Origin of the sequence: Streptomyces alboflavus (genome assembly GCF_000716675.1) — a bacterium.
Lineage (GTDB): Bacteria > Actinomycetota > Actinomycetes > Streptomycetales > Streptomycetaceae > Streptomyces > Streptomyces alboflavus.
This window is the reverse complement of record NZ_JNXT01000010.1, coordinates 84493-110867: the sequence shown is the minus strand read 5'-3', so window position 1 is coordinate 110867 and position 26375 is coordinate 84493. Positions and strand designations below refer to the sequence as shown.

The window sequence follows — 26375 nt, the reverse complement described above, 5'->3', positions numbered from 1 at the left end:
GACTTCGTGAATCAACCAGTGCATTCAGCGCAACCAGTGCAATCAGCGCAACCGGTGCAACCACCGCAATCAGTGCAACCGGTCGCCGTCATTGGTGCGGGCCCCTACGGCCTGTCCGCGGCGGCGCATCTGAGGGCCCGGGGCATCCCGGTGCGCGTGTTCGGCGAGCCGATGGTGAGCTGGCAGGCGCACATGCCCGCGGGGATGCTCCTCAAGTCGACACCCGTGGCGTCGAACATCGACGCCCCGCAGCCCGGCCACACCCTCGTCGACTACTGTGACGAGGCGGGCCTGCCCCGCCTCGTCACGGACGAGGACATCATCCCCGTCGAGACGTTCGTCGGGTACGGCCAGTGGTTCCAGCAGAAGATCGTGCCCGACCTGGAGCGGGTGCGGGTGGTCTCCGTCGACGGCAGGCCGGGCGGCGGCTTCGAGCTGAAGCTGGACTCCGGTGAGCAGTTCACCGCCCGCGCGGTCGTCGTCGCCACCGGCCTGTCCGGCCTGTCGCGGCTCCCGTCCGAGCTGGCTGCGGCCGTGCCGGACGGCCCCTCGCCCGCGGGCCCCGTCTCGCACAGCGCACAGCACCACGACCTCACGCGGTACGCCGACCAGGACCTGCTCGTCGTCGGTGCCGGGCAGTCCGCCCTGGAGACGGCGGTGCTCGCGGCGGAGGCGGGCGCGAGGGTGCGCGTGGTCGCGCGCGGGCGGCGCTCGGTGGCGTTCGGCGCGCCGCCGTGGGACCAGCCGAAGCTGCGCCCGGAGTCCCCGTTCGGCCGCGCCTGGTCGCTGTACGCGTTCAGCTATCACGCCGGGGGGTACCGCCACCTCCCCGCGGCTACTCGGCACTACCTCACCCGTCGCGTCCTCGGCCCGCTCGGCGCCTGGTGGCTGCGGGAGCGGTTCGAGCGGAAGGTCGAGGCGCGCGAGGTGCGGCGCATCGTGACGACGGGCACCCGCGACGGCCGCCCCGTCCTCAGCCTCGAGACCCTCGGCGGCCGGGCCAGGGAGCTGGCGGCCGACCACGTCATCGCCGCGACGGGCTATCGCGTGGACCTCGCCGCCCTCAGCTTCCTCGGCCACGGCCTGCGCGCCCGCCTCGCCACCAGCCGCGGCACGCCCAAGCTGGGCGCGGGCTATGTCTCTTCGGTCCCCGGCCTGTACTTCACGGGCATGCTCGCCGGGTCGTCGTACGGGCCGGTGATGCGGTTCGTGTGCGGCACGGAGTTCGCCTCGCCGCGGCTCGCGGGGCACCTGGCGGCGGCCCACCGGGGGGCGTGAGGGCGGGCCCGGCGCGCCGGGCTCAATGCTCGGCCGTCACCGTCCGGGCTCGGCGCTCGGCCGTCACCGTCCGGGCTCGGCCTCGGGCCCGGCGGCCGGGGCGTCCGGCCTCAGCGCTCGACCACAGGCATGGGCGCGGGCTGGGCGTCGCGCATGCGCTCCGGCGTCCAGTACCCCGCCGCGTCGGTCCCGCCGTGCTCGACCTCGCCGGTCGTGGTGTCCGACGCCTTGGCGGGAGCCTTGCCGGGCTTCTTGCCGGGCGTCGCGGGGGACTCCTTGCCGGTCTTCGTGCGCGCGGTGTCCGACACCGCGGCCCCCGCGCCAGGGCGCGACTCCCTGCCGGTGCCGTCCGAGTCCGCGGCCACTGCCTGCCAGGTGAGCAGCGCCGTGAGCAGCGCGGCGGAGGCGGCGGTGGTGAGGGCGAGCTTGCGGGCCGGACGGAGAGTCATGTCGTTCCTTCGTGCCAGGTGACGTTCGTGCCAGGTGACGTACGGAGGCCTGCCCGCGTACGGGAGACCGGCTTGCCCCTGTGCGACGTGCGCGCGGCGCGAACGGTTCCCCGCGCTACTGCTGCACCTCGCGCACCCAGGCCCGCAGCCCCGCCATGAACCCCTCCCGCTGCTCGGCGGGGAGCCCCGCGAGGGCACGGAGCAGCGGCTCGCCCCGGCGGGCGACGAACGACTCCAGGAGCGGGCGGTACTCCTCGGCGAGGGACACGAGGACCCGGCGGCGGTTCGTCTCGTCCGGGGCGCGCGTGACGATGCCGGCGCGGGCGAGGCCCCCGACCAGTTCGCTCGCTGTCGGCAGGGACACCTGGAGCCGGTCGGCGATGCCGCTGACGGTCAACGGCCCGTCGGCCGCGAGGAGCTGGGGAAGGACCGCGCCGTGACGCGGGGTCAGGCCGTGGCTGTCCATGGCCTCGCGCAGCGGCTCCGGCATCAGCGCGCTCACGGCCGCCCCCCGGAAATACGGCTCCAGGAGCGGCACGAGCCCCACGATCCGGATCTCGACGGGGGTGAGGGGGTGCTGGGAGGACCCGGCCCCCGGCTGCTCCGGTTCTTGCGCGCTCTGCATTCCGTGAGTGTAGTTTGTTTGGATCCCCGAACTGTTTGGGTATCCAAAGTGTTACGAGCCCTGTGTGGACCACGAGCTTTCTGAAGGTGAGTGAGCATGCCGTCGATCAGCTACTACGAAGCCGTCAATGACGCGTTGGAACGACTGGAGGACCTCGGGTACGAGCGCGGCGTCGGCGTCGACCTCGCCAATCACGGGCCCATGGGCGCCGAGGCCGTCGCGGTGCTCGGGCACGGCGACGAGGTGGCCGGCTGGATCGGGCGCTATCGGCGCGCCCTCGACCACCACGAGCCTCCGGCCGCGCGCTTCGCCCTCGACCCCGCCGACGAGTCGTCGTGGCGGCAGGCGCTGGGTGATTTCGGCCGTGCGGGGGACTGGGAGCGGCTGTTCGCGCGCGAACTCGCCACCGCTGCCTGGCGGGACGTCCTCGCCCGCTGGTGGCCGCGCCTGCTCCCCGGCCTCTTCGCCGGCCTGACGCACGGCCTCATCCGGACGGCGCACGCGGTGCGGGGTCTCTCTGTCGCCGGGGAGAAGCCGACGCGGCTCCAACTGGACGAGCTGGCCAGAGGCCTGGCGTACTGGGCCGCCCGGTATCGGGCCCTGCCCGGCACCCCCGCCCTGCGCGGCCCCCGCACCGTCCCGGAGGCCGTCGCCGCGCTGCCCCGCGTGCCGCTCGAAGGACCGCGCGGACCAGCCGTCGCCCTTGGCCGCATCGAGACCCTCGACCGACTCCCCGGGTACGCGGAGTCGTTGGAGTGGCTGGCACCGCACCCGGCGTCCCGGCTGCTCAGCGACATGACGCTGCAGTTCGCCGATGTGTATCTGGGCCACCCCGAGGTCTTCCCGGTCCCCCTCGTCCACGGCCTCACCGCCCCCGCCGCGGCCCGCCTCGTACTGCCGCACCTTCCGCAGGAGTTGTACGAGCCGACGCTCGCGCGACTGTGGCAGGTCCAGTCGGCCTTCCTGCTGGCCTTCACCACCGACCGGCGTGACGAGGAGTCGTCGGCCTGGCGGGCCGAGGCCGACGACCTGCCCCCGCTCGACGAGCTGGGCGCCCGCGCCGTCGAGCACGGCGACGAGCACGTCATCAAGTTCACGGAAGGCTGCCTCCGGGAGTACGCACTGCGGCCCGACCCCCGCTATCCGGCGGCGGCGTACGCGGCGCAGCGCCGCATACCCCGCCTGGACGCGGGCGGAGGGGCGGCGGGGGTGTCGGCGGGGACGGCGGACTAGCCGGAGGGGGTGGGACTGGGACTGGGGCTGGTGACGGAGGGGCGGGCCGACGGGGAAGGTGGGCCGAGGGGTGGCCGGGCCGGGGTGGGCCGGGGTGCGGTGGGTTGGAGCACGCCGGGACGCGATGGGCCGACGCAGGACGGGGTGCGGCGGGCTGGAGCGGCGTGGGGGAGCGATGGGCCGGGGCAGCCCGGGGAGCGACGGGCCGGGGCAGGCTGGGGTGTGGCGGGCCAGGCGGGGGTGGTGGGCCGGACGGGCCGGGGCGCAGAGAGTCAGGGCCGGGCCGGGCAGGGCAGGCCGGGGCGCAGCGGGCCAGGGCGCATCGGGCCAGGGCGTGGCGGCCCTCGGGGCGGACTGCCCGCCCGCGTGCGGGAGTTCGGGCCCGGCGTGAAGGCGTGCACGCGGCCGTGGGGCGGTTCGGCGCGACTCGGGTTGCGAGGGACGGCGCGACTCGGGTTGCCGTGGGCGGCGTGACTCGGGTTGCTGGGGAGGGTGCGACTCGGGTTGCTGTGGGCGGCGTGACTCGGGTTGCGGGGGACGGTCCGGGTGGGGTCGAGCGAGGCCGGGTGGGGTCGGTCTGGGCGGGGTCGGTCCGGGCGGGGGTGATCCCGGGCCGCCTCGTTCCGGTGAACCCGGAGCGGGCCGACGGGGCCAGCGCGCGGATGCGCCCCGGGCGCGCGTCACCGGGCGTATCCGGGCCCACACCCCGGTGTCTGCCGGGAGTGCGCCCGGCGCACCCGATCCGTCACAGCTCCTGCCACACGGCTTACCGACCGGCGTCAGATCCGTATTCTTCGGATCATGGCCGTTCCCCTCGCATATGCCCTCATCGCCACTGACCTCGACGGAACCTTGCTGCGCTGCGACGACACGGTGTCCGACCGGTCGCGCAGGGCGCTGGCCGCCGCGAGCGAGGGCGGCGCACGGCACCTCGTCGTCACCGGACGTCCCGCGCCCCGCGTGCGCCCGCTCCTTGAGGAGCTCGGCTGCGACGGTCTTGCGGTGTGCGGGCAGGGCGCCCAGTTGTACGACGCCGGGAGCGGCCGCATGGTCTGGTCGGTGACGCTGGACCGGGAGCTGGCCGAGGCCGCGCTCGGGAAGATCGAGGCCGAGGTCGGGCAGGTCTTCGCGGCGGTCGACCAGGACGGCGTGGACGGCCTGACGCTGATCGAGCCCGGGTACGAGATGCCGCACCCGACGTTGCCCGCGGTGCGGGTGCCCCGGCGCGACGTGCTGTGGGAGGAGCCGATCAGCAAGGTGCTGCTGCGGCACCCCGCGCTCGCGGACGACGAGTTGGCGGCGGTGGCCCGTGACGCGGTGGGGTCGCTGGCGACCGTGACGATGTCCGGGCCCGGCACGGTGGAGCTCCAGCCGTGCGGCGTCACCAAGGCGACGGGGCTCGCCCTCGCGGCGGAGCGGCTGGGGCTGAGCGCCGCCGACACGATCGCCTTCGGGGACATGCCGAACGACATCCCCATGTTCGCGTGGGCGGCGCACGGGGTGGCCATGGCCAACGCCCACCTCGAACTCAAGGCGGTGGCGGACGAGTTGACCGCGTCGAACGAGGAGGACGGGATCGCGGTGGTGCTTGAGCGGCTGCTGGGGTGAGGGGCGGGGGGCGCGGCTCGCCCCGGTGCCGGGGCCGGGGCTCCGTACCCCGGCAGCCACGCCCGCCCTGGCCTCGGCCCGGTCACGCACGCTCGGCCCGGCCACCCACCCTCGGCCCGGCCACCCGTCCTCAGCCCGGCCACCCGCCCTCGGTCCCCGCTCCTGGACCATGGCCGGAAACGTGCACACACCGGATCTCTGGCCGGATGTCGTCACCGTCCTCCGGCGGGGTCCGGGGCCGGGTGGACGGGGCTCGCCGGTGTCGGCCCGGGGGGCCGCCCCGGTTCGGTGCGCGTACCGGCGGTGTGCCGGGAGTGGGTGCAGGGGCGGGGCGGGTGGTGGCGGGGCGTCCGATGGAGGGAGGCATCACTCCCTTCATGTGGGGCACATCGTTCTCTGTGGAGTATTTCGGTCATTCCATGTCTATCGGGCACGCTGGTCTCCTCTGCTCGGGCAGGCGCTCGCTGTGATCGAAAGGCGACCGGATACGCTGACTTGAGTGATGGCAGCGACACATCGACAAACCGTGTCATCGACGAATGATCGACCGAGTGATCGACTTGTGATCGTCAGCAGACAGGAGAACCCCTCGTGACCGTCGTCGGGCCCTTCGGGCTGAGCGTGCGGGACCAGGCTCTCGAAGCCGATGTCCAGGCCGGGTTGGCGGCTGTCGAGGAAGGCCTGCTCGAGGCCACCAAGAGCGAGGTCCCCTTCATCACCGAGGCCGCACAGCACCTCGTGCGCGCGGGCGGCAAACGTTTTCGGCCACTCCTGGTGATGCTCACGGCCCAGTTCGGCGACCCGTACGCCCCCGGTGTGGTGCCGTCCGCCGTGGTCGTGGAGCTGACGCACCTCGCGACGCTGTACCACGACGACGTGATGGACGAGGCCGATGTCCGCCGCGGGGTGGCCAGCGCCAACCAGCGCTGGGGCAACTCCGTCGCGGTCCTCACCGGCGACTTCCTGTTCGCGCGCGCGTCCCACACGCTGGCCGACCTCGGCCCGGAGGCCGTCCGGGTCCAGGCCGAGGCGTTCGAGCGGCTCGTCACCGGGCAGATCCTGGAGACGGCGGGACCCTCCGACGGGCGTGACCCCGTCGACCACTACCTCGAAGTGCTCGCGGGCAAGACCGGTTCGCTGGTCGCGGTCGCCTGCCGGTTCGGCGCGATGATGTCGGGGGCCGACGAGGCGGTCGTGGACGTGCTCACGCAGTACGGGGAGCGGCTCGGGGTCGCCTTCCAGCTCGCCGACGACGTCCTCGACATCGCGTCCGAGTCCACCGAGTCCGGGAAGACGCCCGGCACCGACCTGCGGGAAGGGATTCCCACGCTGCCGGTGCTGCGGCTGCGGGAGCGGGTCGCGCGGCTCGGGCTCGCGGAGGACGTCGCGCTGTGCGAGCTGCTCGACTCCGACCTCACGGACGACGCGCGGCACGCCGAGGCGCTGGCGCGGCTGCGGGTGCATCCGGCTCTTGAGCTGGCTCGGCGGGACACGGTGCGGTACGCCGAGGAGGCGCGGGCCGCGCTGGCCCCGCTGCCCGAGTGTGACGCCAAGGCGTCGCTGGTCGAGCTCTGTGACCTGGTGGTCCACCGCGCGGGGTGAGGCTCGGGGCCGCGTCCCGCCATGCCGACTCGACGTGTGACGCAGGTCACGTGAAATTCCTCAGCTTGGATTGAGTCCAGGCTCAGATCCGTTCCGTACTCATGCCCAGAAGCTGACGCAGGGGGCGTCGGCTGAGGAACGGGGAGATTTCACGTCATGGGCGCCATCAGTACTTCTGCGAAGAACCGTCGCCGCACCCTGATCGTCACCGGTGTCGCGGTCGCCGCGGCCGCCGGGGTTGCCGCCGCCGCCCTGCCCGCGACGGCGGACAGCGGGAGCGAGGCGAAGGGCTCCAAGAGCGCCGCGCACGGCGGGGCCCACGGCGGGGACGCCGTCGAGGTGCGGAGCAGCACCGCGAGCCGCGGCGGCTCCCTCTTCGTGGCCAGCATGAACGGGGCCAACGAGGTGCCCGTGCAGGGCGGTCCCGCCGTCGGGGACAAGGACGGCGCGGCCCTGCAGTTCGTGAAGGTCAAGGGCGACAAGGTCAGCGTCACCGTCAAGTGGCGCGGCACCGCCAAGCCGTCCGCGCTCCACATCCACCAGGGCGTCAAGGGCACCAACGGCGGCATCAAGGTCGACTTCACCAAGCTGCTCGCCAAGGCCGAGCACCAGCGCGTGACCGGCACGGTCAAGGTCGCGGACGCCGCGCTGCTGGGGCAGCTCAAGGCGAACCCGAACGGCTTCTACGCCAACCTGCACACCGCCGAGTTCCCCGGCGGAGCCGTCCGCGGCCAGCTCCACAAGGTCACCGCGAACGTCTCCCTGGACGCGGCCGCCCGCAGCTTCCAGGCCTCCGTGCTCAAGGGCAAGCAGATCTACCAATGCAAGAAGGCCGAGGACGGCTCGGGCGGCTTCACCTTCCAGCAGCGCGACGTCCGCGCGACCCTCGGCGGCCACATCGCCCACGACTTCGTCGCGCCGAACTCCGGCACCCCGCGCTGGGTCGCGCCCGACCGCAGCGGCGTCACCGGCAAGCTCATCTCCAAGACGCCCAACGGCGCGAAGAACATCGCCGAACTCGACCTGAAGGCCAAGCAGGTCGGCAAGAAGCGCGGGCTGCTCGCGGGCACGACCGAGATCCTGCGCCTGAACACCGTCGGCGGCGTCCAGCCGTCCGGCGGCTGCGCCAAGGGCAAGATCGTGGCCGTTCCGTACGGCGCGGACTACGTCTTCGTACAGCGCTGACTGACCGTTTTCGTGCAGCGCTGACTGACCGCTTCGCCGGTCGTCTTCGTGCAGCGCTGACCGCTTCGCCGGTCGTCGCAGCGCCAGAACGCGACGCTCAGACCATGTGACGTACGTGCGGAACTCCCCCGTGACGCACCGACCGTCACCCTCCCGGGCGGCGCCTCCCCTTACGGGACGGGGGAGGTGCCGCCCCTTTTTGTCATCCCAGAGCAGTACGCGGACTTGCTCCCGGGGTCTGACGCTTCCGCGTGGCCGATTTGGTCGGATGGAGACAGACGAAGACAGGTACCGACAACCACATCCTGACCAATTCGGGTGAGAATGGCGGCGCGGGGTGGACGAGTGCACGCGAGGAACGAATCGCCGCCGCCGACGACGGAGGTAAGGCACACAATGGCACCGTACGAACCGGAGCAGGACACCACCGAGGCAGACGAGCTCAGCGCGGGCCGCCGCAAGGCCGTGCGCTATGTCGTCCCGCTCGCGGTGGCGGGGGTGGCCGCGGCGACCATCGGGCTCGTCCCGGCACTCGCCACCTCGGGTGACCCGGATCTGCCGGAGATCACCGCACAGGAACTCATCGAGAAGATCGCCGCGTCGGACACCGAGCAGCTCTCCGGCACCGTGAAGATCAGCACCGACCTGGGCCTGCCGTCGTTCGGCTCCGGCATGACCGGCGGTTTTGCGCCGGGCGCCGGGGGCGGCGGGGACGACGAGGGCGGCAAGGGCGGCAAGGGAGCGGCCGACCCGAGCGCCAAGCTGATGGAGCTGGCCTCCGGCACGCACACCCTGCGGATCGCGGCCGACGGCCCCGACAAGCAGAAGCTGTCGGTGCTCGACGACGCCGCCGAGTACAGCCTGATCCACAACGGCGACGACGTCTGGGCGTACGACAGCGCGTCGAACGAGGCGTATCACTCCAAGGACGGCGGCGGCCACGCCGACAAGAAGGGCGACAAGGGCGGCAAGGACCTGCCGAAGGAACTTCCCGCCACGCCCAAGGAGTTCGCCGAGCAGGCCCTGAAGGCGGCCGAGAAGTCCTCGACGTCCGTGAAGGTCGACGGCAGCGCGCAGGTCGCGGGCCGGGACGCCTACCGCCTGGTGCTGAAGCCGAAGGACTCCGGTTCGACGGTCGGCCAGATCACCGTCGCGGTGGACGAGAAGACCGGTACGCCGCTGAAGTTCACGCTGTCCCCGGCCGGCGGCGGCTCCGCCGTCGTCGACGCGGGCTTCACGAAGGTCGACTTCGGCAAGCCGTCGGCGTCCACCTTCGACTTCAAGCCGCCGAAGGGCACGAAGGTCACCGAGGAGGGCGACGGGTCCAAGAAGCCCGGCCACCGCGGCGGGGACTTCGAGGGCGAGGGCCCCGAGGGCCTGAACGTCATCGGCGAGGGCTGGACGTCCATCGCCGAGCTGAAGCTGCCGGGCGGCCAGGGCCTGCCGACGTCGGCCGCCGGTTCCGACGAGGTGCCGCAGGAGGCGGCGAAGTTCCTCGACTCCCTCGGCGACAAGGTGAACGGCGACTTCGGCTCGGGCACGGTCTTCAAGACCCGCCTGATCAACGCCCTGGTCACCGACGACGGCAAGGTGTACGTCGGCGCGGTCACGAAGGACGCGCTGGTCAAGGCGGCGAACGCGGCCCAGTAGAGCCGTGTGCGGCCCAGCGGGGCCGGGCGCCGTGAGCACGTGAGAGCGGGCGGCGGTTGGGAGGTACCGGAACCGGTACCTCCCAACCGCCGCCCATCGTTCAGCCAGACGTTCAACGGGAGGAAGCCGGTGCCGAGCACCACGGGCGGGACCAGGGGCAGCGTGATCGAGACGTCCGGGCTGACCAAGCGGTACGGCAAGCACCTCGCCGTGGACGGCCTCGACCTCAGCGTCCCGGGCGGCAGCGTCTTCGGGTTCCTCGGCCCCAACGGCTCCGGCAAGACCACGACGATCCGCATGCTGATGGGCCTGATCGAGCCGACTTCCGGCCGCGCCAAGGTCCTCGGCCGCCCCATGCCGTTCGAGACCCGCAGGGTCCTGCCGCACGTGGGCGCGCTCATCGAGGGCCCCGCGCTCTACGGCTTCCTCTCCGGCCGCGACAACCTCCTGCGGTACGACTCCGCCGACCCGACCGCCGACCCCCGCACCCGCGGGGCGCGCGCCGACGCGGCCCTGGACCGGGTCGGCCTGACGGCGGCCGCGGGCAAGAAGGCCAAGGCGTACTCGCTCGGCATGAAGCAGCGCCTCGGCCTGGCCGCCGCCCTGCTGCAGCCGCGCGAACTGCTTGTCCTCGACGAGCCGACGAACGGGCTCGACCCGCAGGGCATGCGCGAGATCCGCTCCCTGGTGCGGGAGCTGGCGTCCGACGGGACCACCGTCTTCCTCTCCTCGCACCTCCTGGACGAGATCGAGCAGGTCTGCACGCACGCGGCGGTGATGGCGCAGGGCCGTCTGATCACGCAGGGCCCGGTCGCCGAACTCGCGGCCGGCGCGCGCGGACGGCTCTCGGTGACGACGCCGGACACCGGCGACGCGGCCCGCGTCCTGAAGGAGCTGGGCGTGGCCGACCTGGTCGTCACCGAGGACCGCGTCACGGGCGAGCCGCCCGGCACGGACCTCGCCGACGTGAACGCCGCACTGGTCGAGGCGGGCGTCCGCGTCCGTGGATTCGGCGTCGAACGGGCCTCCTTGGAGGACGCGTTCGTCGCGCTGACGGGAGAGGGATTTGATGTCGCGGGCTGAAGTGACGGCCGGGGCGGATGGCACGGACGGGGCGGACGGGACGAGCCCCGCCACGACGCACGCCACCACGGCGCACGCCACCACGGCGCATGCCGCCAAGGCCCACGCCACCACGCCGCATGCCGCCAAGGCCCACGCCACCACAGCGCACGCCGACAGGGCTCACCCCACCGAGCCCCGCCCCGTGCGCCTCGCCTGGACCCTGGGCCTGTTCCGCAGCGAGCTGTCCCTCACCTTCCGCCGCTGGCGCACCCTCGCGCTGCTCGCGGTGCTCGCCGCCGTGCCCGTGCTCGTGGGCATCGCCGTGAAGATCGAGACGAGCGACGGCGGCTCCGTCGGCGGCGGCGGTCCCGACGGGGGCGGCGGGCCCGCGTTCATCGCGCAGGTCACCAACAACGGTCTGTTCCTGGTGTTCACGGCGCTGGCGGCGACCCTGCCGTTCTTCCTGCCGATGGCGATCGGCGTCGTCGCGGGCGATGCCATCGCGGGCGAGGCGAGCGCGGGGACGCTGCGCTACCTCCTGGTGGCACCCGCGGGCCGCACCCGCCTGCTGCTCGCCAAGTACGCCGCCGCGCTGACGTTCTGCCTGGTCGCGACGCTGGTGGTGGCGGCGTCCGCGCTGGCGGTGGGGGCGTTGCTGTTCCCGCTGGGGGAGGTCACGACGATCTCCGGGACGCGGATCAGCTTCTCGGACGGGCTGCTGCGGGCCCTGCTGATCGCGCTGGTCGTGGCCGCCTCACTGATCGGGGTCTCGGCGCTCGGCCTGTTCGTGTCGACGATGACGAGCAGCGGCATCGCCGCCATGGCGACGACCGTGGGCCTGCTCATCACCGTCCAGATCGTCGACCAGATCCCGCAGCTGCACGCGATCCACCCGTATCTGTTCTCGCACTACTGGCTGTCGTTCGCCGACCTGATGCGCGACCCCGTCTACTGGGACGACCTGGTGAAGAACCTCGGCCTCCAGGCGCTGTACGCGGGGGTGTTCGGCTCGGCGGCGTGGGCGCGGTTCGGGGCGAAGGACATCGCCTCCTAGCTCGGCCCGCTCACCGTCCAGGGCCTACTCGCTGTAGTCCGAGGACGTGAATGGGAACGTGGCCAGCGGGATGTCCTCCTGGGCGAAGAACGTCTTGGCGCGCGCCAGGGCCTCGGTGTCGTTCAGGACGTGACCGGGGCGGGTGCCGTTGCCGAACAGGACGCCGCCGAAGCGCATCGGGAAGAACGCGGCGGTGTTGCGCAGGGTGCCGACCAGCGGGTCCGCGGCCGCCTCGTTGCGGTCCGCGAGCGCCGTCACGCCCCACAGCGTGCGCCCCGCCATCTCGTCCTTGAAGCTCAGCTCCGGCACCTCCAGCCAGGCGTCCCAGTAGTCCAGGTAGCGCTTGGTGGTGGCCGACACCGAGTACCAGTACAGCGGCGACGCGATCACGATGTCCGTGGCGGCGAGGGTGGCGTCCAGGAGCAGCGCCTCGGTGTCGCCCTCCGGGCGGGGGCGGGCGCGCGGGACGGAGTCGTCGTGCCGCAGGTCCTTGAAGTCGGGGAGCGGGTGGTCGGCGAGGTCGATCCAGCGCTGCTCGACGTCGGCGGGCAGTTGCTCGGCGGCCTTGCGGGCCAGCATGGCGGTGTTGCCGTCGGGGCGCGCGCTGCCGTGGACGAAGAGGAAGCTGCGGGTGGCCATGGGTCTCCCTGGGATGAAGTGCGCGCTGCTTGCGCACAGCGAATGCCTGCGCGTGCACTATATGCACGCGCAAGCATTCGCGTCCAGGGGGACCTAGGTCCGGGGAGCTACGTCCGGAGGCCCGGTCGGCGGCCCGGTCGGCGGCCTAGGAGGAGAGCCCCCACACCGCGTACGCGACCGCGTCGCTGTTGCGGTCGATCGCCGTGTTGTTGATGTTCGCCGTGGTGTCGCACGACGCGTGGTAGCAGCGGTCGAACGCCTGCCCCGCCGTGCCGCCCCACTTCTGGGCCTGGGCCGAGGACTTGGCGGTGCTGGCGCCGGAGAAGATGCCGCCGACCGGGACGCCCGCGTTCTTGAACGGCGCGTGGTCGGAGCGGCCGTCGCCCTCGCGGTCCGGCTCGGTGCTGACGTTCAGGCCCGAGTAGTACGCCTTGAAGGTCCGCTCGATGGTGGGGTCGTCGTCGTAGACGAAGTAGCCCGGGTTCGGCGAGCCGATCATGTCGAAGTTCAGATAGCTCTTGATCTTCGTGCGCTCGGCCGCGGGCAGGCCGCGGACGTAGTTCGAGGAGCCGATCAGGCCCAGTTCCTCGGCGCCCCACCAGGCGAACCGCAGGTGCTTGGTGGGCTTGTACTGCTCACGGGACACCGCGAGCGCGGTCTCCAGGACGGCGGCCGAGCCGGACGCGTTGTCGTTGATGCCGGCGCCGCGGCTGACGCTGTCGAGGTGCGAACCGGCCATGACGACCTGGTTGGCGTCGCCGCCGGGCCAGTCGGCGATCAGGTTGTAGCCGACGCGGCCGCTGGTGGTGAACTGCTGCACGGTGGTGGTGAATCCGGCGGCGTCCAGCTTGCCCTTGATGTAGTCGATGGAGGCCTTGTAGCCCGCGCTGCCGTGCGACCGGGTGCCGCCGTTGGCGGAGGCGATCGACTGGAACTGCGAGAGGTGGGCCTTGACGTTGGCCACGGGGATGTCCGGGGCGGCCGCGCGCGGGGGTGCGGACGTGCCGGTGGATCCGGTGGCCGCGGTGGATATCGCGCTGGTTGTCAGAAGTGCGGCGGCGGCGATGACGGCCGCGGCCGCGCTGCGTCCGGTGACGGAGAGTCTCATGTGGGGGGCTCCGGCTTTCCGTGAGTTGAATTCCGAATGAGCCTGGAGTGCCCGATGGTGGAGCGGTGTTGAGTTCACGTCAAGAGCGGGATCCGGACGGAGTGTTCCGCATACCGGTTCGCCGGGTCATCGCGCCGGGCCCTCAAACTCCGCCCGTACGACGGAAATTCACAGGTCGGGCGGTACGAGAACGCGCCAGCCGCGCGCGTACGTGTCCGGCACCGCGACCCGCTGCCAATCCCTGGCCCACGGCGGCGCCGCATGCTGCCGAAGGACCAGCACGTCGGGCCGCCGCCGGTCCCCGGGCTTTCGTTCGTGCGCGCGCGGGGCGGGCTCGCAGCCGGCCACGTACGCCAGCGGGATCACCGACGTGTTGCCGCCGAGCAGACAGGGCGGCCGCACCCCGCGCTCGTGCACGACCGCGGCCACCCGCGCCCAGTCCTCCCGCGCCTCGGACTGGATCCGGGCGTTGGCGCTGACGAGGGAGCCCTGCATGGCCAGATGCCCGGCGAGCAGCCCCGCGAGCACGCCCCCGGCCAGCGCGGGCCGCCGCGCGGCGCGGGCCCACCGCACCGCCGCGAGCACCCCGAGCGCCGCGGGCACCGCGAGCAGCGCGTGGGTGGGCAGCAGGAACCGGGGCGCGGTGTAGGGCACCACGAGGACGTAGGGCAGCGCGGCGCACAGCCCCACGACCAGGGCCAGCTGCGCCGCCGTCGCCGTCTGCCGGAACCGCCGCGCCGACCACAGCCCGAGCGGCACGAGCACGGCGAGCAGCACCCACCACGTCAGGGCGGGCACCCGCACCCCGTCGCCCTCGCACGGACGGCACAGCAGGGGCCCGTCGATCGCCGTGAACTGGTGCAGGAGCGAGTCCGTGAACCGCAGCCCGCCCTGCACTTCGCTGGCGTCGCTGAGCCGTTCGCGTACGCCACCGAAGCGAACGTACGCCTCGATCGCCCACGGCAGCAGACCCGCACCGAGGCCGCCGAGCACGGCGAGCGCCCGGGCGCGCGAGCGCCACAGCGGCACCAGGACGGCGGCGGCGAGCAGCGGCACGGCCACGGAGACGCCGTCGTTGGGCCGCATCAGGGTGGCGACGAGGACTCCGGCGGCGATGCCCGCGCAGGCGCGGGGGCCGGGGCGGCGGCGCAGGAAGAGGCCGACGGCGGCCGCCGTGCCCATGGCCGTGTAGTGGTTCGGCATCGCGGCGTCGGCGTAGAACACGGCCGTCCACAGGGTGCCGTACAGCGCGGCCGCGATCCCCGCCACGTACGGCAGCCGCGGCATCGACCGCAGCCAGGGCCTGAAGCCCAGGTACAGCGCGGCGGTCGCGAGCGCCGTCAGCCACATCCGCAGCAGCACGACCGAGTCGCTCCAGGAGGCGACGGGTGCGAGCAGCACGGGCACGCCCCGGGTGCGGGGCGCGCTGAAGGGCACGCCGGGTGCCTGGTCGGGGGCGTAGGGGCCGAAGCGGCTGGCGTAGACCAGTTCGTCCCAGCCGAGCCGCAGGTCGAGGGGGACGAGGGCCAGCGAGGCGAGGGCGAAGAGGGCGCACACGGCGACGAGCAGCCGGTGGGCCGGTCGTTCGCGGTCGCGACGCTCGGGTCGGCTGCTCTGCGATTTCCACTTCTCGACGACGGCCACGGGACCACGGTAGGAAACAGGAGGTGGACTCAGGCAGTACATAAGTTGTCGGCGTGGCGTGGGGGCGCTGTCCGTGCGGGGCGGCGATGCCGGTGGGGCGGGCGCGGCCGCGGGTGCGGCGCGGGTGTCGTGCGGTTCACGGCGTGGGCTGTTCGGGCGAAGGCCCCTGCCGCCGCCAGGATGAGCCCATGCACATAGGTATCGCGCTGCCGCAGTACGGAACCCACGCCCGCGCCGAGGCCGTCGCCCCCTTCGCGCGGGACGCGGAGGCCGCCGGGTTCGACTCGCTCTGGGTCGGCGACCGCTCGCTGACCCCGGTCGAGCCCAGCGACCTCTACCCCGGACACACCCCGGAGCACCCGTACCCGGCCGAGTACAAGACCTTCCTCGACCCGCTCGTCGTGCTCACCGTCGCCGCCACCGCCACCACCCGGGTCCGGCTCGGCACGAGCACCCTCAACGCCCCCTGGTACCCGCCCCTGCTCCTCGCGCGCTCGCTCACCTCCCTGGACCAGGTCAGCGGCGGCCGCCTGGACGCCGGGCTCGGCATCGGCTGGCTGCGGGACGAATACACGGCTGTGAACGCCGACTTCGGCAAACGCGGGGCCCGCCTGGAGGAGATCCTCGACATCCTGGAGGGCATCTGGGCGCAGGAGGTCTTCGGGCACAAGGGCGAGCACTGGGAGATCCCGCGCTCGTACGTCGGGCTCCGTCCCGCCCAGCCTGCCGGGCCGCCGCTCTACCTGGGCGGGTTCAGCCCGGCCGCGATGGCCCGCGTCGGCCGCAGGGCCGCCGGGTGGGTCGGCGTCTCGCTGCCCGCACAGGCGCAGGCGGGGCTGTGGGGGATCGCGCGGCGCGCCGCCGAGGACGCGGGTCGGGACCCGGACGCGCTGCGCCGCCAGATCCGGCACAACCCGAGGCCCGGGGCGACGGCCGAGTACATCGCCGCCGTGCTGCGCGGGGTGCGGGACACCGGGGCGGAGAGCTGCTTCGTGGACCTCCAGCAGTGCGTGCGGGAGCCGGGGGAGGCGCTGGAGCTGGGGAGTGCGGTGCTTGAGCGGGTGCGGCGGGGCTAGGGGCCGCTGTGGTGGCCCGGCCCTGGTGGCGGGGCCGGGCCACCACGGAGGGAGCCCTCAGGCCGCCGCCGGGCGCCGCATCGCCCACAGGGCCGGGCCGCCGCCCGGCAGCTCGACCTCGCCGAGCACCGTGAAGCCGAAGTGCTCGTAGACCGGGATGTTGGCGGGCTTGGACGACTCCAGGTAGACCGGCAGGCCGTCCGCGTCGGCCTTGGCGAGGCCCGAGCGGAGCAGGGCGGAGCCGTGGCCCTGGCCCTGGGCGGCGGGGTCGGCGCCGACGACGGCCAGGTACCAGTGCGGCTCCTTGGGGCCGTGCTCGGCGGCCAGCTCGACGGCCTCGCGGAACAGCGGCGCGCGGTCGCCCAGGATCTCCGACAGCTCCTGGACGGTCTCGGCGTCCGGCACGGCCTTGTCCTGCGCGCCCGGCGGCACCCAGAACGAGGCGGCGGACTCGGTGCGCTCACAGACGCCGTGACGGCCGTACTGCCGGGTGAAGATGGTGGCGAAGTACCGCCCGAGGCCCGCCTCGCGCGTGGCCTCGTCGGGGAAGAACCAGCGCATCATCGGGTCGTCGTCGAACGCGAGCGTCAGGGTGCGGCTGATCGCCGTGGCGTCGTCGAGCGTCGCGGGGCGCGGGGAATTGGCCGCACTCGCCGCATTCGTTGTATTGGTCATCGACATGCGGCTCATTGTGCACTTGGTGATCTTCGGTGCTCGGGCCAGGGGTATCTCTTCGCGACCGCAAGGGTTTTGGCGTGTGCGGGCGGGGCGCGGGTGCGGGTGAACGGCCCGTTCCGCGGGCGTGGCCGGGGCGGGTTCAGGGGCCGAAGCGGCGGCGGTACGCGGACGGGCTGAGGCCCGTCTCACGGCGGAGGCGGGCCCGCAGGTTGGCCGCCGTGCCGAGGCCGCTCCGGTGGGCGACCACGTCGAGCCGTTCCTCGCCGCGCTCGATGAGGCGGCACGCGAACGCGGTGCGCTCGCCGTTCAGCCAGGCCAGCGGGGTCGTGCCGAGCTGTGCGCGGAAGCGCCGGTGCAGTGTGGCCGGGCTGACGGCGGCGTGCGCGGCGAGGTCGGGGACCGTGAGGGGTTCGCCGAGGCGCTCCTGGGCCCAGGCGAGCAGCGGCGCGAGCGACTCGTCGGGCACGTCGGGGACGGGGCGTTCCACGAACTGGCGCTGGCCGCCGTCCCGGTGGGCGGCGAAGACCAGGCGCCGCGACACGGAGTTGGCGATCTCCGCGCCGAAGTCGCGGCGCACGACGTGCAGTCCGAGGTCGAGCGCGGCGGCGCTGCCCGCGGCGGTGAGGATGTCGCCGTCGTCGACGAAGAGGACGTCCGGTTCGAGGTGGACGGCGGGGAAGCGGCGCCGGAAGTCGTCCGCCCACTGCCAGTGCGCGGTGGCCCGGCGCCCGTCGAGGACCCCGGCCTCGGCCAGCGTGAAGGCGCCGCTGCAGAAGCCGACGAGGCGGGCGCCGCGCGCGTGCGCCCTGCGGACGGCGGCGAGGACGGCGGGGCGGCGGGGGACCCAGGTGTCGGGGCGGTTCGGCACGATCAGGGTGTCCGCGGTGTCGGCCGCGTCGAGGGCGGCGACCCCGGTGAGGGTGAAGAAGCCGTCCCGCATCAGGGTGCGGGGCTCGGGCGAGCAGAGCGTGAACTCGTACAGCTCCCGGCCGAGTTCGGGCCTGCGCAGGCCGAAGATCTCGGAGGCGCAGCCCAGCTCGAAGGGGTTGGAGTTCTCGTCGACGATGACGACGACGCGGTGGAGGCGGGGAGCGGCGGAGCCGTGAGAGTTTTCTTGCGCCATATGCGATTTCTAGCACTCGTCGCGGCCCCGGCCAAGGCCGACGATGAGTCCATGACCAACGAAACCGCCGCCCGCGGCCGCGATCCGATAGCCCTGTCCGACGCCCTGGCCTCCTTCGACGCGCTGTGGAGCCCCCGCATCGTCACCCGCGTCAACGACTACGACGTCCGCGTCGCCAAGGTCGAGGGCGAGTACCTCTGGCACGTCCACGAGAACACCGACGAGTTCTTCCTCGTGGTGGAGGGGGAGGTGGACATCGCCCTGCGCGACGAGGCGGGCGAGCGCACCGTCACGCTGCCCCGGGGCTCCGTCTTCACCGTCCCGCGCGGCACGGAGCACAAGCCGATCGCCCGCGGCCGCGCCTCGATCCTCCTCTTCGAGCCCACGGGCACGCTGACGGTGGGGGACCGGCACGAGGAGATCCCGGACTACGTGGACGCGACGACGGGCCACGCGCTGGCCTGACGGGCGCGCGCCACCGCCCCGCGCCCGCCCCGCCGCCCCGCGCCCGCCCGGCCTACGTCAGACAGAACTCGTTTCCCTCCGGGTCGGCCATCACCACCCACTCGCCGCCCTGCTCTTGGACGTGCCGCAGCGCGGTCGCGCCCAGCGCCTCCAGGCGGGTCTGCTCCTTCTCGCGGGTGCCGGGCGCGGCGTGCACGTCCACGTGCAGCCGGTTCTTGCCGGACTTCGTCTCCGGGACGCGTTGGAAGAGCAGCCGCCGCCCGAGGCCGGTGCCGGTCTCCTCGTCGACGGGGTCGTCCGGATGCCGTACGGCGATGAGGTCGCGGAAGCTCCGGCGTCCCCGGAAGTCGACGGTGTCGGCCTCCGTCACGGCGCCGAAACCGAGCAGTCGCTCGATCAGGGCGCTGTTGTCCTCGACCTCGTACCCCAGCGTCTCGCCCCAGAAGGCGGCCTGGGCGTGCGGGTCCTGCGCATCGATCACGAGTTTCCAGTGCAGGGTCATGCCTTCATCGTAACCGCTTATAGTGGTTATGTGCCGGACGAGAAGCGAGAAACCCGAGAAGCCCGGGAAAGCCGGGGCGGCCGTGATGGCCGTGATGGCCGAGGCGGCGCGTCGGCGGGTGGGCCGGGGCGCCCGCAGGGCGTGATCATGCGGCCGCCGGACGGGCAGGTCTACCGCTTCGACCCCGGCGCGCTCTGCCTGGAACTGCTCGCGACCGGCGGCCCCGGCGAGTTCGCCCGCTTCGAGACGCTGCGCGAGCCCTCGGACCTGGCCGCGTGGGCGGCCGCGAGCCGCCTCGGCGGATGCCCCGGACTGACCGTCACAGAGGCCGAGTTGGCGTCGGTGAGGGACCTGCGCGACGCGCTGTTCCTGTTCACGGCCGACCACGCCCACGGCCGCCCCTGGGACCCCCGCCACCTCGCGGCGCTCAACGCCGCCGCGGCCGCGCCCCCGCTCGCCGCCCGCATCGAGCCGGACGGCACCCGCGCCTGGACCCCCGGCGGCACCGGCACCCAGCTCCTCGCGACGGTCGCCCGCGACGCCGTCGACCTCTTCACCGGCCCGTACGCCCCGCGCGTACGCGAGTGCTCCGCCCACGACTGCTTCCTGCTCTTCGTGGACACCTCACGGCCGGGACGGCGGCGCTGGTGCGCGATGGAGCGCTGCGGGAACAGGGCGAAGGCGCGCACGCACCGGGCGAGCCGGGCGACCCCGAAGGACTCGGCGGACTCGGCGACCCCGAAGGGCACGGCGCCCCCGAAGGCCTAGTGGTCCGCCTCCGCCTCGCGCGCGTCGTACGCCGTCCGCGCCGCCGCGATCTCCCCCTGGTGCTCCTCCGTCCACGTCACCAGGGACTGGATCGTGTGGTGCAACGTGCCGCCGAGGGGCGTGAGTTCGTACTCCACGCGCGGCGGGACCACCGGATGCACCGTGCGAAGGACCAGGCCGTCGCGCTCCAGCTGGCGCAGGGTGACCGTCAGCATGCGCTGGCTGATGCCGTCGATCTCGCGCCGCAGCTCGGTGAAGCGCAGGCGGCGGCGGTCCAGGAGCGCGATCACGAGGAGCGACCACTTGTCGGCGACCCGGTCGAGGATCTGCCGCACCTGGCAGTCCTCGCGGGTGTCCCACTGGAAGGGATCGGCGTCGCCATAGTCCCTGTCGTTCACGGGCGAGCCCACGGTGCCTTTGGAGTTACCCGGTGACTTCAAAGTGCCTTCTTCCATACCTGTCGATGCTGCCCCACGATTCCCTTGGTTACAAGAAGGAACCGGCCCTCGGTCGAGTAACCGACACCCCGAGGCCGACACCCGAGACCAAGGAGTCCTCATGGGCGCCCGCGCCTGGGCACTGCTGCTCGTACTGTGTGGAACGATCTTTTTAGAGGGCATCGACATCGCGATGGTCGCGATCGCGATCCCCTCGATCCGGTCCGACCTGGGCCTCTCGACCGGCATGGCGGCCTGGGTCGTCAGCGCCTACGTCCTCGGCTACGCGGGCTTCACCCTCCTCGGCGGCCGGGCCGCCGACCTGCTCGGCCGACGGCGGATGTTCCTCCTCTGGCTCGGGATCTTCCTGGTCTTCTCCGGGTTCGGCGGCTTCGCGACCGAGGGCTGGATGCTGGTCGTCGCACGCTTCGTCACCGGCGTGGCCGCGGCGTTCATGACGCCCGCCGCGATGTCGATCATCACCACCTCGTACGCGGAGGGCCCCGACCGGAACAAGGCGCTCCTCGTCTTCGCCGGGACCTCGGCGGGCGGCTTCTCGCTCGGCCTGGTCGTCGGCGGGCTGCTCACCGAACTCGGGTGGCAGTGGGTGTTCTTCACGCCGGTGTTCTTCGCGGCCGCGATCCTCGTGGCGGCGCTGCGGCTCGTCCCGCCGGAGCCGCCCCGCGCCGGGACCGGGCCCTCGCGCCGGTTCGACCTGCCCGGGGCCGCGGCGGCGGCCGGGGCCATGCTACTGCTCGCCTTCGGCGTCGTACGGCTCGAACACGGCTTCGCGGACTGGCCGTTGACGGCCGCCGCGGTGCTCGCGGGGCTGCTGCTCGTCGGGGCCTTCGTCGGCATCGAGCGGCGCACGGCGGACCCGCTGGTGCGGCTCGGGATCTTCCGTACGGGGTCCGTGGTGCGGGCCGGGCTCGGGGCGCTGCTCTATCTCGGGGCCTTCATGGGCTTCCAGTTCGTCCTGACGCTCTACCTCCAGGACCTGCGCGGCTGGTCGTCCTGGCAGACCGCCGTCGCGATGATCGTCCTCGGCTGCGACGTGATCCTCTCGCCGACGCTCACCCCGCGCCTGGTCCGGCGGTTCGGCAACGCGCGCGTGATCCTCGGCGGCTTCGTCATGGCCGCCGTGGGGTACGGGCTCTTCCTGCCGGTCGGCGCGGACTGGCCGTACCTCGCGATGTTCCCGACGCTGCTGCTCGCGGGCACCGGCTTCGCGCTCACGCTCGGCCCGCAGATGATCGCGGCGACGGACGGGGTCGCCGAGCGGGAGCAGGGGCTCGCGAGCGGACTGCTTCAGACCGCCACGCAGTTCGGCGCGGCGATCGGCATCTCGGCTGTGACAGCTGTCCACGGCCTGGTCTCCGGGGGTGCGCACGCGGGCGGGGGCGCGGGCGGGGCGGCGGACGCCGATCTGGCGGCGTTCCGCTGGGCGCTGGTCGTGCCGGTGGTCATGGCGGTCCTGGGCACGGTGGTCGCGATGGTCGGCGTGCGGACGAGCCGGGGCGGTGGGCGTGGCGCCGGGCCGGGTGCCGGGTCCGGAAGCGGGTCACGTGGTGTGTCACATGGCGGGTCACGTGACGGCTCAAGTGGCGAGCGGGGCACGGGCAGTGGCCCGGGGCGCACGGTCGCGGGCAGCGGCGCTCAGCCCGCCGCCCTGAGCGCCCCTGAGTCCGCGCGGCGCGCCGTCAGGGAGGCGCGGTAGCCGCTCGGTGTGACCCCGCGGATCCGCTTGAAGGCGTCGCTGAAGCCGAACCCGTCGGCGTACCCCACCCGCGCGGCCACCGCCGCGACCGTGGCGCCGGGCTCCGCGAGGAGGTCGGCGGCCAGGGCCATGCGCCACTCGGTGAGGTACGCCATCGGGGGCACCCCCACCAGGTCGGCGAAGTTCCTGGCGAACGCCGCGCGGGACACCTGGGCGCGCCCGGCGAGGGACGCCACCGTCCAGGCCCGGCCCGGCTCGTCGTGCATGGCGCGCAGGGCCGGGCCCACCACGTCGTCGCCGAGCGCCCGGTACCAGGCGGGCGGCCGCGCCTCGGGCAGGTCGAACCAGTCCCGCAGGGTGCAGGCGAGCAGCCAGTCGAGCATCCGGTCCATCACGTACTGGCGGCCCGGCCGTTCGGCGGCCACCTCCTCGGCGATCAGCTCGATGATCGTCAGGCACTCCTCGCCGCCCGGGACGACGAGCAGCGGCGGCAGCGCGGTGAGCAGCCGCCGCCCGCCGGCCCCGTCCCACTGGTAGGCGCCGGTGACCAGCTCGGTCTCGGCGCTGTCGGCGGCGGCGACGCGGTACGGCGCGGAGGTGCTGACGGCGGCGGACCCGGCCGTGACCGTCCGCAGGCCGCCGACCCCCACGACCCCGGGCCCCGGCGTCACCCGCGCCTCGCCCCGCAACACCATCACCAGCGTCAGCGCGGCGGGTTCCGGCGGCTTCGACTCCCACGCCCCGCTCAGGACCGTACGACTGAACCGTGCGCCGTCGGCGCGGATGCCACGCAGCAGATCCCCCAGAGCGTCCATGCGGTCAACCGTAAACGGAGCACCGCCGCGGCGGGGCGGGCCGCGGTACCCGTGGGGCGGACTGCGGCGGGCGAGAGGCGGGTGTGGCGGGTGTGTGGCGGGGCGGGACTCCGGCGGGTGTGAGACGCACGCCTATGGGGCCAAGACGCCCGCCCATGTCACCAGGAACGGCACGGGGGTTGGCTTGCCGCATGACGACAACACCGCACTCCGACCGCTCCGACCGCACCGACGGCTCCGACCGCACCGACCCCCTGTTCCTCGTCCTCGGCGCCACCGGCAAGACCGGCCGCCGCGTCGTGCCCCGGCTGCGCGCCGCGGGCCACACCGTGCGGGCGGCCTCCCGCTCCGGCGAGACCCGCTTCGACTGGCACGACCGGACCACCTGGGCCCCGGTCCTGGCCGGCGTGACCGGGCTCTACCTGATCGCGCCGGAGGACCCGGAGCCCGTCGACGACTTCGTGGCGCAGGCCGCGGCGGCGGGCGTGCGGCGCTTCGTGGTCCTGTCCGGGCGCGGCGCCGACGTGTCCGGCGAGTCCTTCCTGCCGGGCATGGCGCGGGCCGAGCGGGCCGTCGCGGACGCGGGCGTCGACTGGACGGTGGTCCGGGCCAACAACTTCGCGCAGAACTTCTCCGAGGACTTCTTCCACGCGCCGCTCCTCGGCGGCCGCCTCGCGCTGCCGGTCGGCGAGACGGTCGAGCCGTTCGTCGACGTGGAGGACATCGCGGACGTCGTGGTCGCGCTGCTCACCGAGGACGGCCACACGCACCGCGTGTACGAGCTCTCGGGGCCGCGCGCGCTCACCTACGGCGCGGCGGTCGCGGAGATCGCGGAGGCGTCGGGGCGCCCGATGCGCTTCGAGGCGATCTCGCCGGAGCAGTTCCTGGCGGAGCTGACCACGGACGGCGTGCCCGCGGCCGCCGCCCAGGAGTTCACCGACCTCTTCACGTTCGTCGCCGAGGGCCACCTGTCCTCGCTGGCGACCGGCGTACGGGACGTGCTCGGGCGGGAGCCGAAGGACTTCGGCGCGTACGTGAAGTCGGCTGCGGCGGCGGGGGCCTGGGGCTAGCGGGAGGCGGCGGGGGTGGCCGGGGCGGCGTCGTCGGTCTTGTCCGCCTCGACGGCCGGGGCGGTCGTGACGGCCGGGTCGGCCGGGTCGGTCGTGGTGGTCGAGCGGGCCTGGGCGGCGAGCGCGGCCGCCCGCACCGCGTTGCGCCGCGCGGTGCGCAGACCGTCGAAGGTCAGCAGCACGAGCGCCAGCCACACCAGCGCGAACCCGGCCCACCGCTCGGGCGGCATCGCCTCGTGGAAGTACAGGATGCCGAGCAGGAACTGGAAGACGGGCGCCAGGTACTGGAGCAGCCCGAGCGTGGACAGCGGCACCCGGATCGCGGCGGCGCCGAAGCAGACCAGCGGCGCGGCCGTCACCACGCCCGTGGCGGCGAGCAGCGCGGCGTGCCCGAAGCCCTCGGTGGCGAAGGTGGCATCGCCCTGCGTGCCGAGCCACACCACGAAGGCGAGCGCGGGCAGGAACTGCACGGCGGTCTCGGCGGCGAGCGACTCCAGGCCGCCGAGGTTGACCTTCTTCTTGACCAGGCCGTACGTGGCGAAGGAGAAGGCGAGCACGAGGGAGATCCACGGCGGGCGGCCGTAGCCGAAGCCGAGGACGAGGACGGCGGCGAGGCCGACGCCGACGGCCGTCCACTGCACGGGGCGCAGCCGCTCGCCGAGCAGCAGGACGCCGATGGCGATGGTGACCAGGGGGTTGATGAAGTAGCCGAGGGAGGCCTCGACGACGTGGCCGGAGTTCACGGCCCAGATGTAGACGCCCCAGTTGAGGGTGATCACGGCCGCGGCCACCGTCACCAGGCCCAGCTTGCGCGGCTGGCGCAGCAGCTCACCGGCCCAGGCCCAGCGGCGCACGACGAGCAGCGCGACGCCGACGACGATCAGGGACCACGCCATGCGGTGGGCCAGGATCTCGCCCGCGCCCGCGGGCTTGAGCAGCGGCCAGAAGAGGGGCACGAGGCCCCACATGCCGTACGCGGCGAAGCCGTTGAGCAGACCTATCCGTGCCTCGGCCTTCGCCTGCGCTGGGGTCACGGCTCCTCCTTCGTGCGGGGCAGCCGCTCGCTGCCGAGCACGAAGGTAGCGCCCCCGGGGCACGGCTGTCATGTCCGTATCGCAATACGGTCATGACAGCCCGTCTCCGGAGGCGAACCCGGTGCGATCCAGGCTTGATCGCGGCCTGATCGCGGCCTGATCCCGGTGCGATCCCCGTGGGGTTCAGCCCTTGAGCGCCGCCACGATCGCCTCGCCCATCGGCGTCGTCGGCCGCCCGATGAGGCGGGCCAGATCGCCGCTGCCCCCGGCGAGCAGTCCGCGCCCGATCGCCGCGTCCACGTCCACGAGGATCGCGGCGATCGGCTCCGGCATCCCGGCGCCGGTCAGCACGGCGCGGTGCTCGGCGGGGGAGACCTCCTGGTACGTGACGGGCCTGCCGGAGTGCGCGGCGACCTCGGCGGCGTACTCGGGGAAGCTCCACGCCGTGTCCCCGCTCAGCTCGTACGCGACGCCCTCGTGGCCCTCGCCGGTCAGGACCGCGACGGCCGCGGCGGCGTAGTCGGCGCGGGCGGCCGAGGCCACCCGGCCCGTGCCCGCGCTGCCGACGACGGCGTCGTGGGCGAGGACCGGGGCCAGGTGCTCCGTGTAGTTCTCGTGGTACCAGCCGTTGCGCAGGAACGTGTACGGCAGGCCCGAGTCGAGGATCGCCTGCTCGGTGACCTTGTGCTCGGCGGCCAGGTCGAAGTCGGCGGCGGGCCCGCCGAGCACGCCCGTGTAGACGAGGTGCGCGACGCCCGCGGCCCGCGCCGCGTCGATCACGGCCCGGTGCTGCGGCACCCGCTGCCCGACCTCGCTGCCGGAGATCAGGAGCACCTTGTCGCCCGCGGCGAAGGCCCCGGCGAGCGTCTCGGGCGCGCTGTAGTCGGCGACGCGCAGCTCCACGCCGCGCGCGGCCAGGTCCGCGGCCTTCTCCTTGTTCCGTACGACGGCCACGACCTGGTCGGCGGGCACGCCCGCGTCCAGCAGGCCCGTGACGACGAGGCGGCCGAGGTGGCCGGTGGCTCCGGTGACGACGATGCTCATGGCGAAATCTCCTGTATGGCCTGGTCAGGGCTGTTGTGACGGGGTATGCCACTCACCCTAGCTCCGGCACTAACTATCCGTAAGTACCCACTTTGAAGTAAGGTACTGGTATGGCCGTAAGTACCAAGTGGACCTTGGACACCGAGCAGATGTGCCCCCACCGCCTCGTGCTCGAGCACGTCACCAGCCGCTGGGGCGTCCTCGTCCTGATCACCCTCGCCGAGCGCTCGTACCGCTTCAGTGAGCTGCGCCGCGCGATCGACGCCCTGGGCAGCCGGCCCGTCAGCGAGAAGATGCTGACCCAGACCCTCCAGACCCTGGAGCGCGACGGCATGGTGCACCGCGACGCCAAGCCGGTCATCCCGCCCCGCGTCGACTACTCCCTCACCGGCCTGGGCCGCGAAGCCGCCGAGCTGGTCCACACCCTCGCGGCGTGGACGGACCGACGGATGGACGACGTGCTGGAGGCACGCGCGAAGTACGACGAAGCCCGGTCCTGACGGTCA

Annotated in this window: 26 protein-coding genes; 14 read left to right on the top strand and 12 right to left on the bottom strand. The window is 73.3% G+C overall.

The features are described 5' to 3' along the window. Positions 1 to 72: 72 nt before the first annotated feature. The gene (locus tag OO63_RS10580) at positions 73 to 1278 is read left to right on the top strand and encodes an FAD-dependent oxidoreductase (RefSeq protein ID WP_051810730.1); all 1206 of its coding nucleotides are present in this window, start codon (positions 73 to 75) and stop codon (positions 1276 to 1278) included. A 110-nt stretch (positions 1279 to 1388) separates the two neighbouring features. Here OO63_RS10580 and OO63_RS10575 read toward each other — a convergent pair whose 3' ends face one another. Then, positions 1389 to 1727, bottom strand: coding sequence for a hypothetical protein (locus OO63_RS10575; protein WP_030359106.1), 339 nt, complete (start codon positions 1725 to 1727; stop codon positions 1389 to 1391). 115 nt (positions 1728 to 1842) lie between these two features. Then, a complete protein-coding gene (locus tag OO63_RS10570) occupies positions 1843 to 2352 on the bottom strand; it encodes a MarR family winged helix-turn-helix transcriptional regulator (protein ID WP_051810729.1) in 510 nt (169 codons plus the stop codon). 96 nt (positions 2353 to 2448) lie between these two features. On the opposite strand from OO63_RS10570, the gene OO63_RS10565 reads away from it, so the two are divergent. The 7 genes from OO63_RS10565 to OO63_RS10535 all read left to right on the top strand — a co-directional run bounded on the left by OO63_RS10565 (position 2449) and on the right by OO63_RS10535 (position 11749). Further along, positions 2449 to 3585: a questin oxidase family protein gene (locus tag OO63_RS10565; RefSeq protein ID WP_030359104.1), complete on the top strand. Its 1137-nt coding sequence runs from the start codon at positions 2449 to 2451 to the stop codon at positions 3583 to 3585. An 801-nt stretch (positions 3586 to 4386) separates the two neighbouring features. Next, positions 4387 to 5193: a Cof-type HAD-IIB family hydrolase gene (locus tag OO63_RS10560; protein ID WP_030359103.1), complete on the top strand. Its 807-nt coding sequence runs from the start codon at positions 4387 to 4389 to the stop codon at positions 5191 to 5193. A 591-nt stretch (positions 5194 to 5784) separates the two neighbouring features. Then, positions 5785 to 6795 carry a polyprenyl synthetase family protein gene (locus tag OO63_RS10555; RefSeq protein WP_030359102.1) on the top strand — a complete coding sequence of 337 codons (1011 nt, stop codon included), beginning with the start codon at positions 5785 to 5787 and terminating at the stop codon, positions 6793 to 6795. Between the two features lie 156 nt (positions 6796 to 6951). Beyond that, a complete protein-coding gene (locus tag OO63_RS10550; protein ID WP_030359101.1) occupies positions 6952 to 7980 on the top strand; it encodes a CHRD domain-containing protein in 1029 nt (342 codons plus the stop codon). A 396-nt stretch (positions 7981 to 8376) separates the two neighbouring features. Next, the gene (locus OO63_RS10545; RefSeq protein ID WP_030359100.1) at positions 8377 to 9630 is read left to right on the top strand and encodes a LolA family protein; all 1254 of its coding nucleotides are present in this window, start codon (positions 8377 to 8379) and stop codon (positions 9628 to 9630) included. Between the two features lie 129 nt (positions 9631 to 9759). Beyond that, a complete protein-coding gene (locus OO63_RS10540; protein ID WP_030359099.1) occupies positions 9760 to 10713 on the top strand; it encodes an ABC transporter ATP-binding protein in 954 nt (317 codons plus the stop codon). After that, positions 10700 to 11749: an ABC transporter permease gene (locus tag OO63_RS10535; protein WP_078619062.1), complete on the top strand. Its 1050-nt coding sequence runs from the start codon at positions 10700 to 10702 to the stop codon at positions 11747 to 11749. The genes OO63_RS10540 and OO63_RS10535 overlap by 14 nt, the downstream gene beginning before the upstream one ends. A 24-nt stretch (positions 11750 to 11773) precedes the next feature. Here OO63_RS10535 and OO63_RS10530 read toward each other — a convergent pair whose 3' ends face one another. The 3 genes from OO63_RS10530 to OO63_RS10520 all read right to left on the bottom strand — a co-directional run bounded on the left by OO63_RS10530 (position 11774) and on the right by OO63_RS10520 (position 15140). After that, positions 11774 to 12388 carry a flavodoxin family protein gene (locus OO63_RS10530; RefSeq protein WP_030359097.1) on the bottom strand — a complete coding sequence of 205 codons (615 nt, stop codon included), beginning with the start codon at positions 12386 to 12388 and terminating at the stop codon, positions 11774 to 11776. A gap of 145 nt (positions 12389 to 12533) precedes the next feature. Further along, positions 12534 to 13496: a M28 family metallopeptidase gene (locus OO63_RS10525; protein WP_030359096.1), complete on the bottom strand. Its 963-nt coding sequence runs from the start codon at positions 13494 to 13496 to the stop codon at positions 12534 to 12536. Positions 13497 to 13664: 168 nt separating this feature from the next. Next, on the bottom strand, positions 13665 to 15140 hold the full coding sequence (locus tag OO63_RS10520; protein WP_234311208.1) for a hypothetical protein: 1476 nt from the start codon (positions 15138 to 15140) through the stop codon (positions 13665 to 13667). A 188-nt stretch (positions 15141 to 15328) separates the two neighbouring features. Between OO63_RS10520 and OO63_RS10515 the strand changes: the two genes are divergently transcribed. Next, positions 15329 to 16216 (top strand): TIGR03619 family F420-dependent LLM class oxidoreductase, encoded by an 888-nt coding sequence (locus OO63_RS10515; protein WP_030359094.1) that lies wholly within the window; start codon positions 15329 to 15331, stop codon positions 16214 to 16216. A gap of 57 nt (positions 16217 to 16273) precedes the next feature. Here the strand turns inward: OO63_RS10515 and OO63_RS10510 are convergent, their stop codons facing one another. Both OO63_RS10510 and OO63_RS10505 read right to left on the bottom strand, forming a co-directional pair. Then, entirely contained in the window at positions 16274 to 16906 is a 633-nt protein-coding gene (locus OO63_RS10510) for a GNAT family N-acetyltransferase (protein ID WP_030359093.1), read from the bottom strand. A gap of 127 nt (positions 16907 to 17033) precedes the next feature. Next, positions 17034 to 18017: a GlxA family transcriptional regulator gene (locus OO63_RS10505; RefSeq protein ID WP_030359092.1), complete on the bottom strand. Its 984-nt coding sequence runs from the start codon at positions 18015 to 18017 to the stop codon at positions 17034 to 17036. A gap of 51 nt (positions 18018 to 18068) precedes the next feature. On the opposite strand from OO63_RS10505, the gene OO63_RS10500 reads away from it, so the two are divergent. Then, on the top strand, positions 18069 to 18482 hold the full coding sequence (locus OO63_RS10500; RefSeq protein ID WP_030359091.1) for a cupin domain-containing protein: 414 nt from the start codon (positions 18069 to 18071) through the stop codon (positions 18480 to 18482). A gap of 52 nt (positions 18483 to 18534) precedes the next feature. Here OO63_RS10500 and OO63_RS10495 read toward each other — a convergent pair whose 3' ends face one another. Next, positions 18535 to 18984 carry a VOC family protein gene (locus OO63_RS10495; RefSeq protein ID WP_030359090.1) on the bottom strand — a complete coding sequence of 150 codons (450 nt, stop codon included), beginning with the start codon at positions 18982 to 18984 and terminating at the stop codon, positions 18535 to 18537. A gap of 147 nt (positions 18985 to 19131) precedes the next feature. Here OO63_RS10495 and OO63_RS10490 point away from each other — a divergent pair, with 147 nt between their 5' ends. Then, a complete protein-coding gene (locus OO63_RS10490) occupies positions 19132 to 19752 on the top strand; it encodes a CGNR zinc finger domain-containing protein (protein ID WP_051810733.1) in 621 nt (206 codons plus the stop codon). Here the strand turns inward: OO63_RS10490 and OO63_RS10485 are convergent. Beyond that, on the bottom strand, positions 19749 to 20207 hold the full coding sequence (locus tag OO63_RS10485; RefSeq protein ID WP_030359088.1) for a winged helix-turn-helix transcriptional regulator: 459 nt from the start codon (positions 20205 to 20207) through the stop codon (positions 19749 to 19751). The genes OO63_RS10490 and OO63_RS10485 overlap by 4 nt on opposite strands. Before the next feature lie 103 nt (positions 20208 to 20310). Between OO63_RS10485 and OO63_RS10480 the strand changes: the two genes are divergently transcribed. Beyond that, positions 20311 to 21906 (top strand): MFS transporter, encoded by a 1596-nt coding sequence (locus tag OO63_RS10480; protein WP_078619061.1) that lies wholly within the window; start codon positions 20311 to 20313, stop codon positions 21904 to 21906. On the opposite strand, the gene OO63_RS10475 is transcribed toward OO63_RS10480, so the two are convergent. Next, positions 21846 to 22721: an AraC family transcriptional regulator gene (locus tag OO63_RS10475; RefSeq protein WP_033263999.1), complete on the bottom strand. Its 876-nt coding sequence runs from the start codon at positions 22719 to 22721 to the stop codon at positions 21846 to 21848. The two genes, OO63_RS10480 and OO63_RS10475, sit on opposite strands and share 61 nt — an antisense overlap. A gap of 191 nt (positions 22722 to 22912) precedes the next feature. Here OO63_RS10475 and OO63_RS10470 point away from each other — a divergent pair, with 191 nt between their 5' ends. After that, a complete protein-coding gene (locus OO63_RS10470; protein ID WP_078619060.1) occupies positions 22913 to 23791 on the top strand; it encodes an NAD(P)H-binding protein in 879 nt (292 codons plus the stop codon). Here OO63_RS10470 and rarD read toward each other — a convergent pair. Both rarD and OO63_RS10460 read right to left on the bottom strand, forming a co-directional pair. Then, positions 23788 to 24825 carry an EamA family transporter RarD gene (gene rarD, locus OO63_RS10465; RefSeq protein ID WP_033263998.1) on the bottom strand — a complete coding sequence of 346 codons (1038 nt, stop codon included), beginning with the start codon at positions 24823 to 24825 and terminating at the stop codon, positions 23788 to 23790. The two genes, OO63_RS10470 and rarD, sit on opposite strands and share 4 nt — an antisense overlap. Positions 24826 to 25008: 183 nt before the next feature. Continuing rightward, a complete protein-coding gene (locus OO63_RS10460; protein WP_030359083.1) occupies positions 25009 to 25869 on the bottom strand; it encodes an SDR family oxidoreductase in 861 nt (286 codons plus the stop codon). Between the two features lie 110 nt (positions 25870 to 25979). On the opposite strand from OO63_RS10460, the gene OO63_RS10455 reads away from it, so the two are divergent. Then, on the top strand, positions 25980 to 26369 hold the full coding sequence (locus OO63_RS10455; protein WP_030359082.1) for a winged helix-turn-helix transcriptional regulator: 390 nt from the start codon (positions 25980 to 25982) through the stop codon (positions 26367 to 26369). Positions 26370 to 26375: the final 6 nt, after the last annotated feature.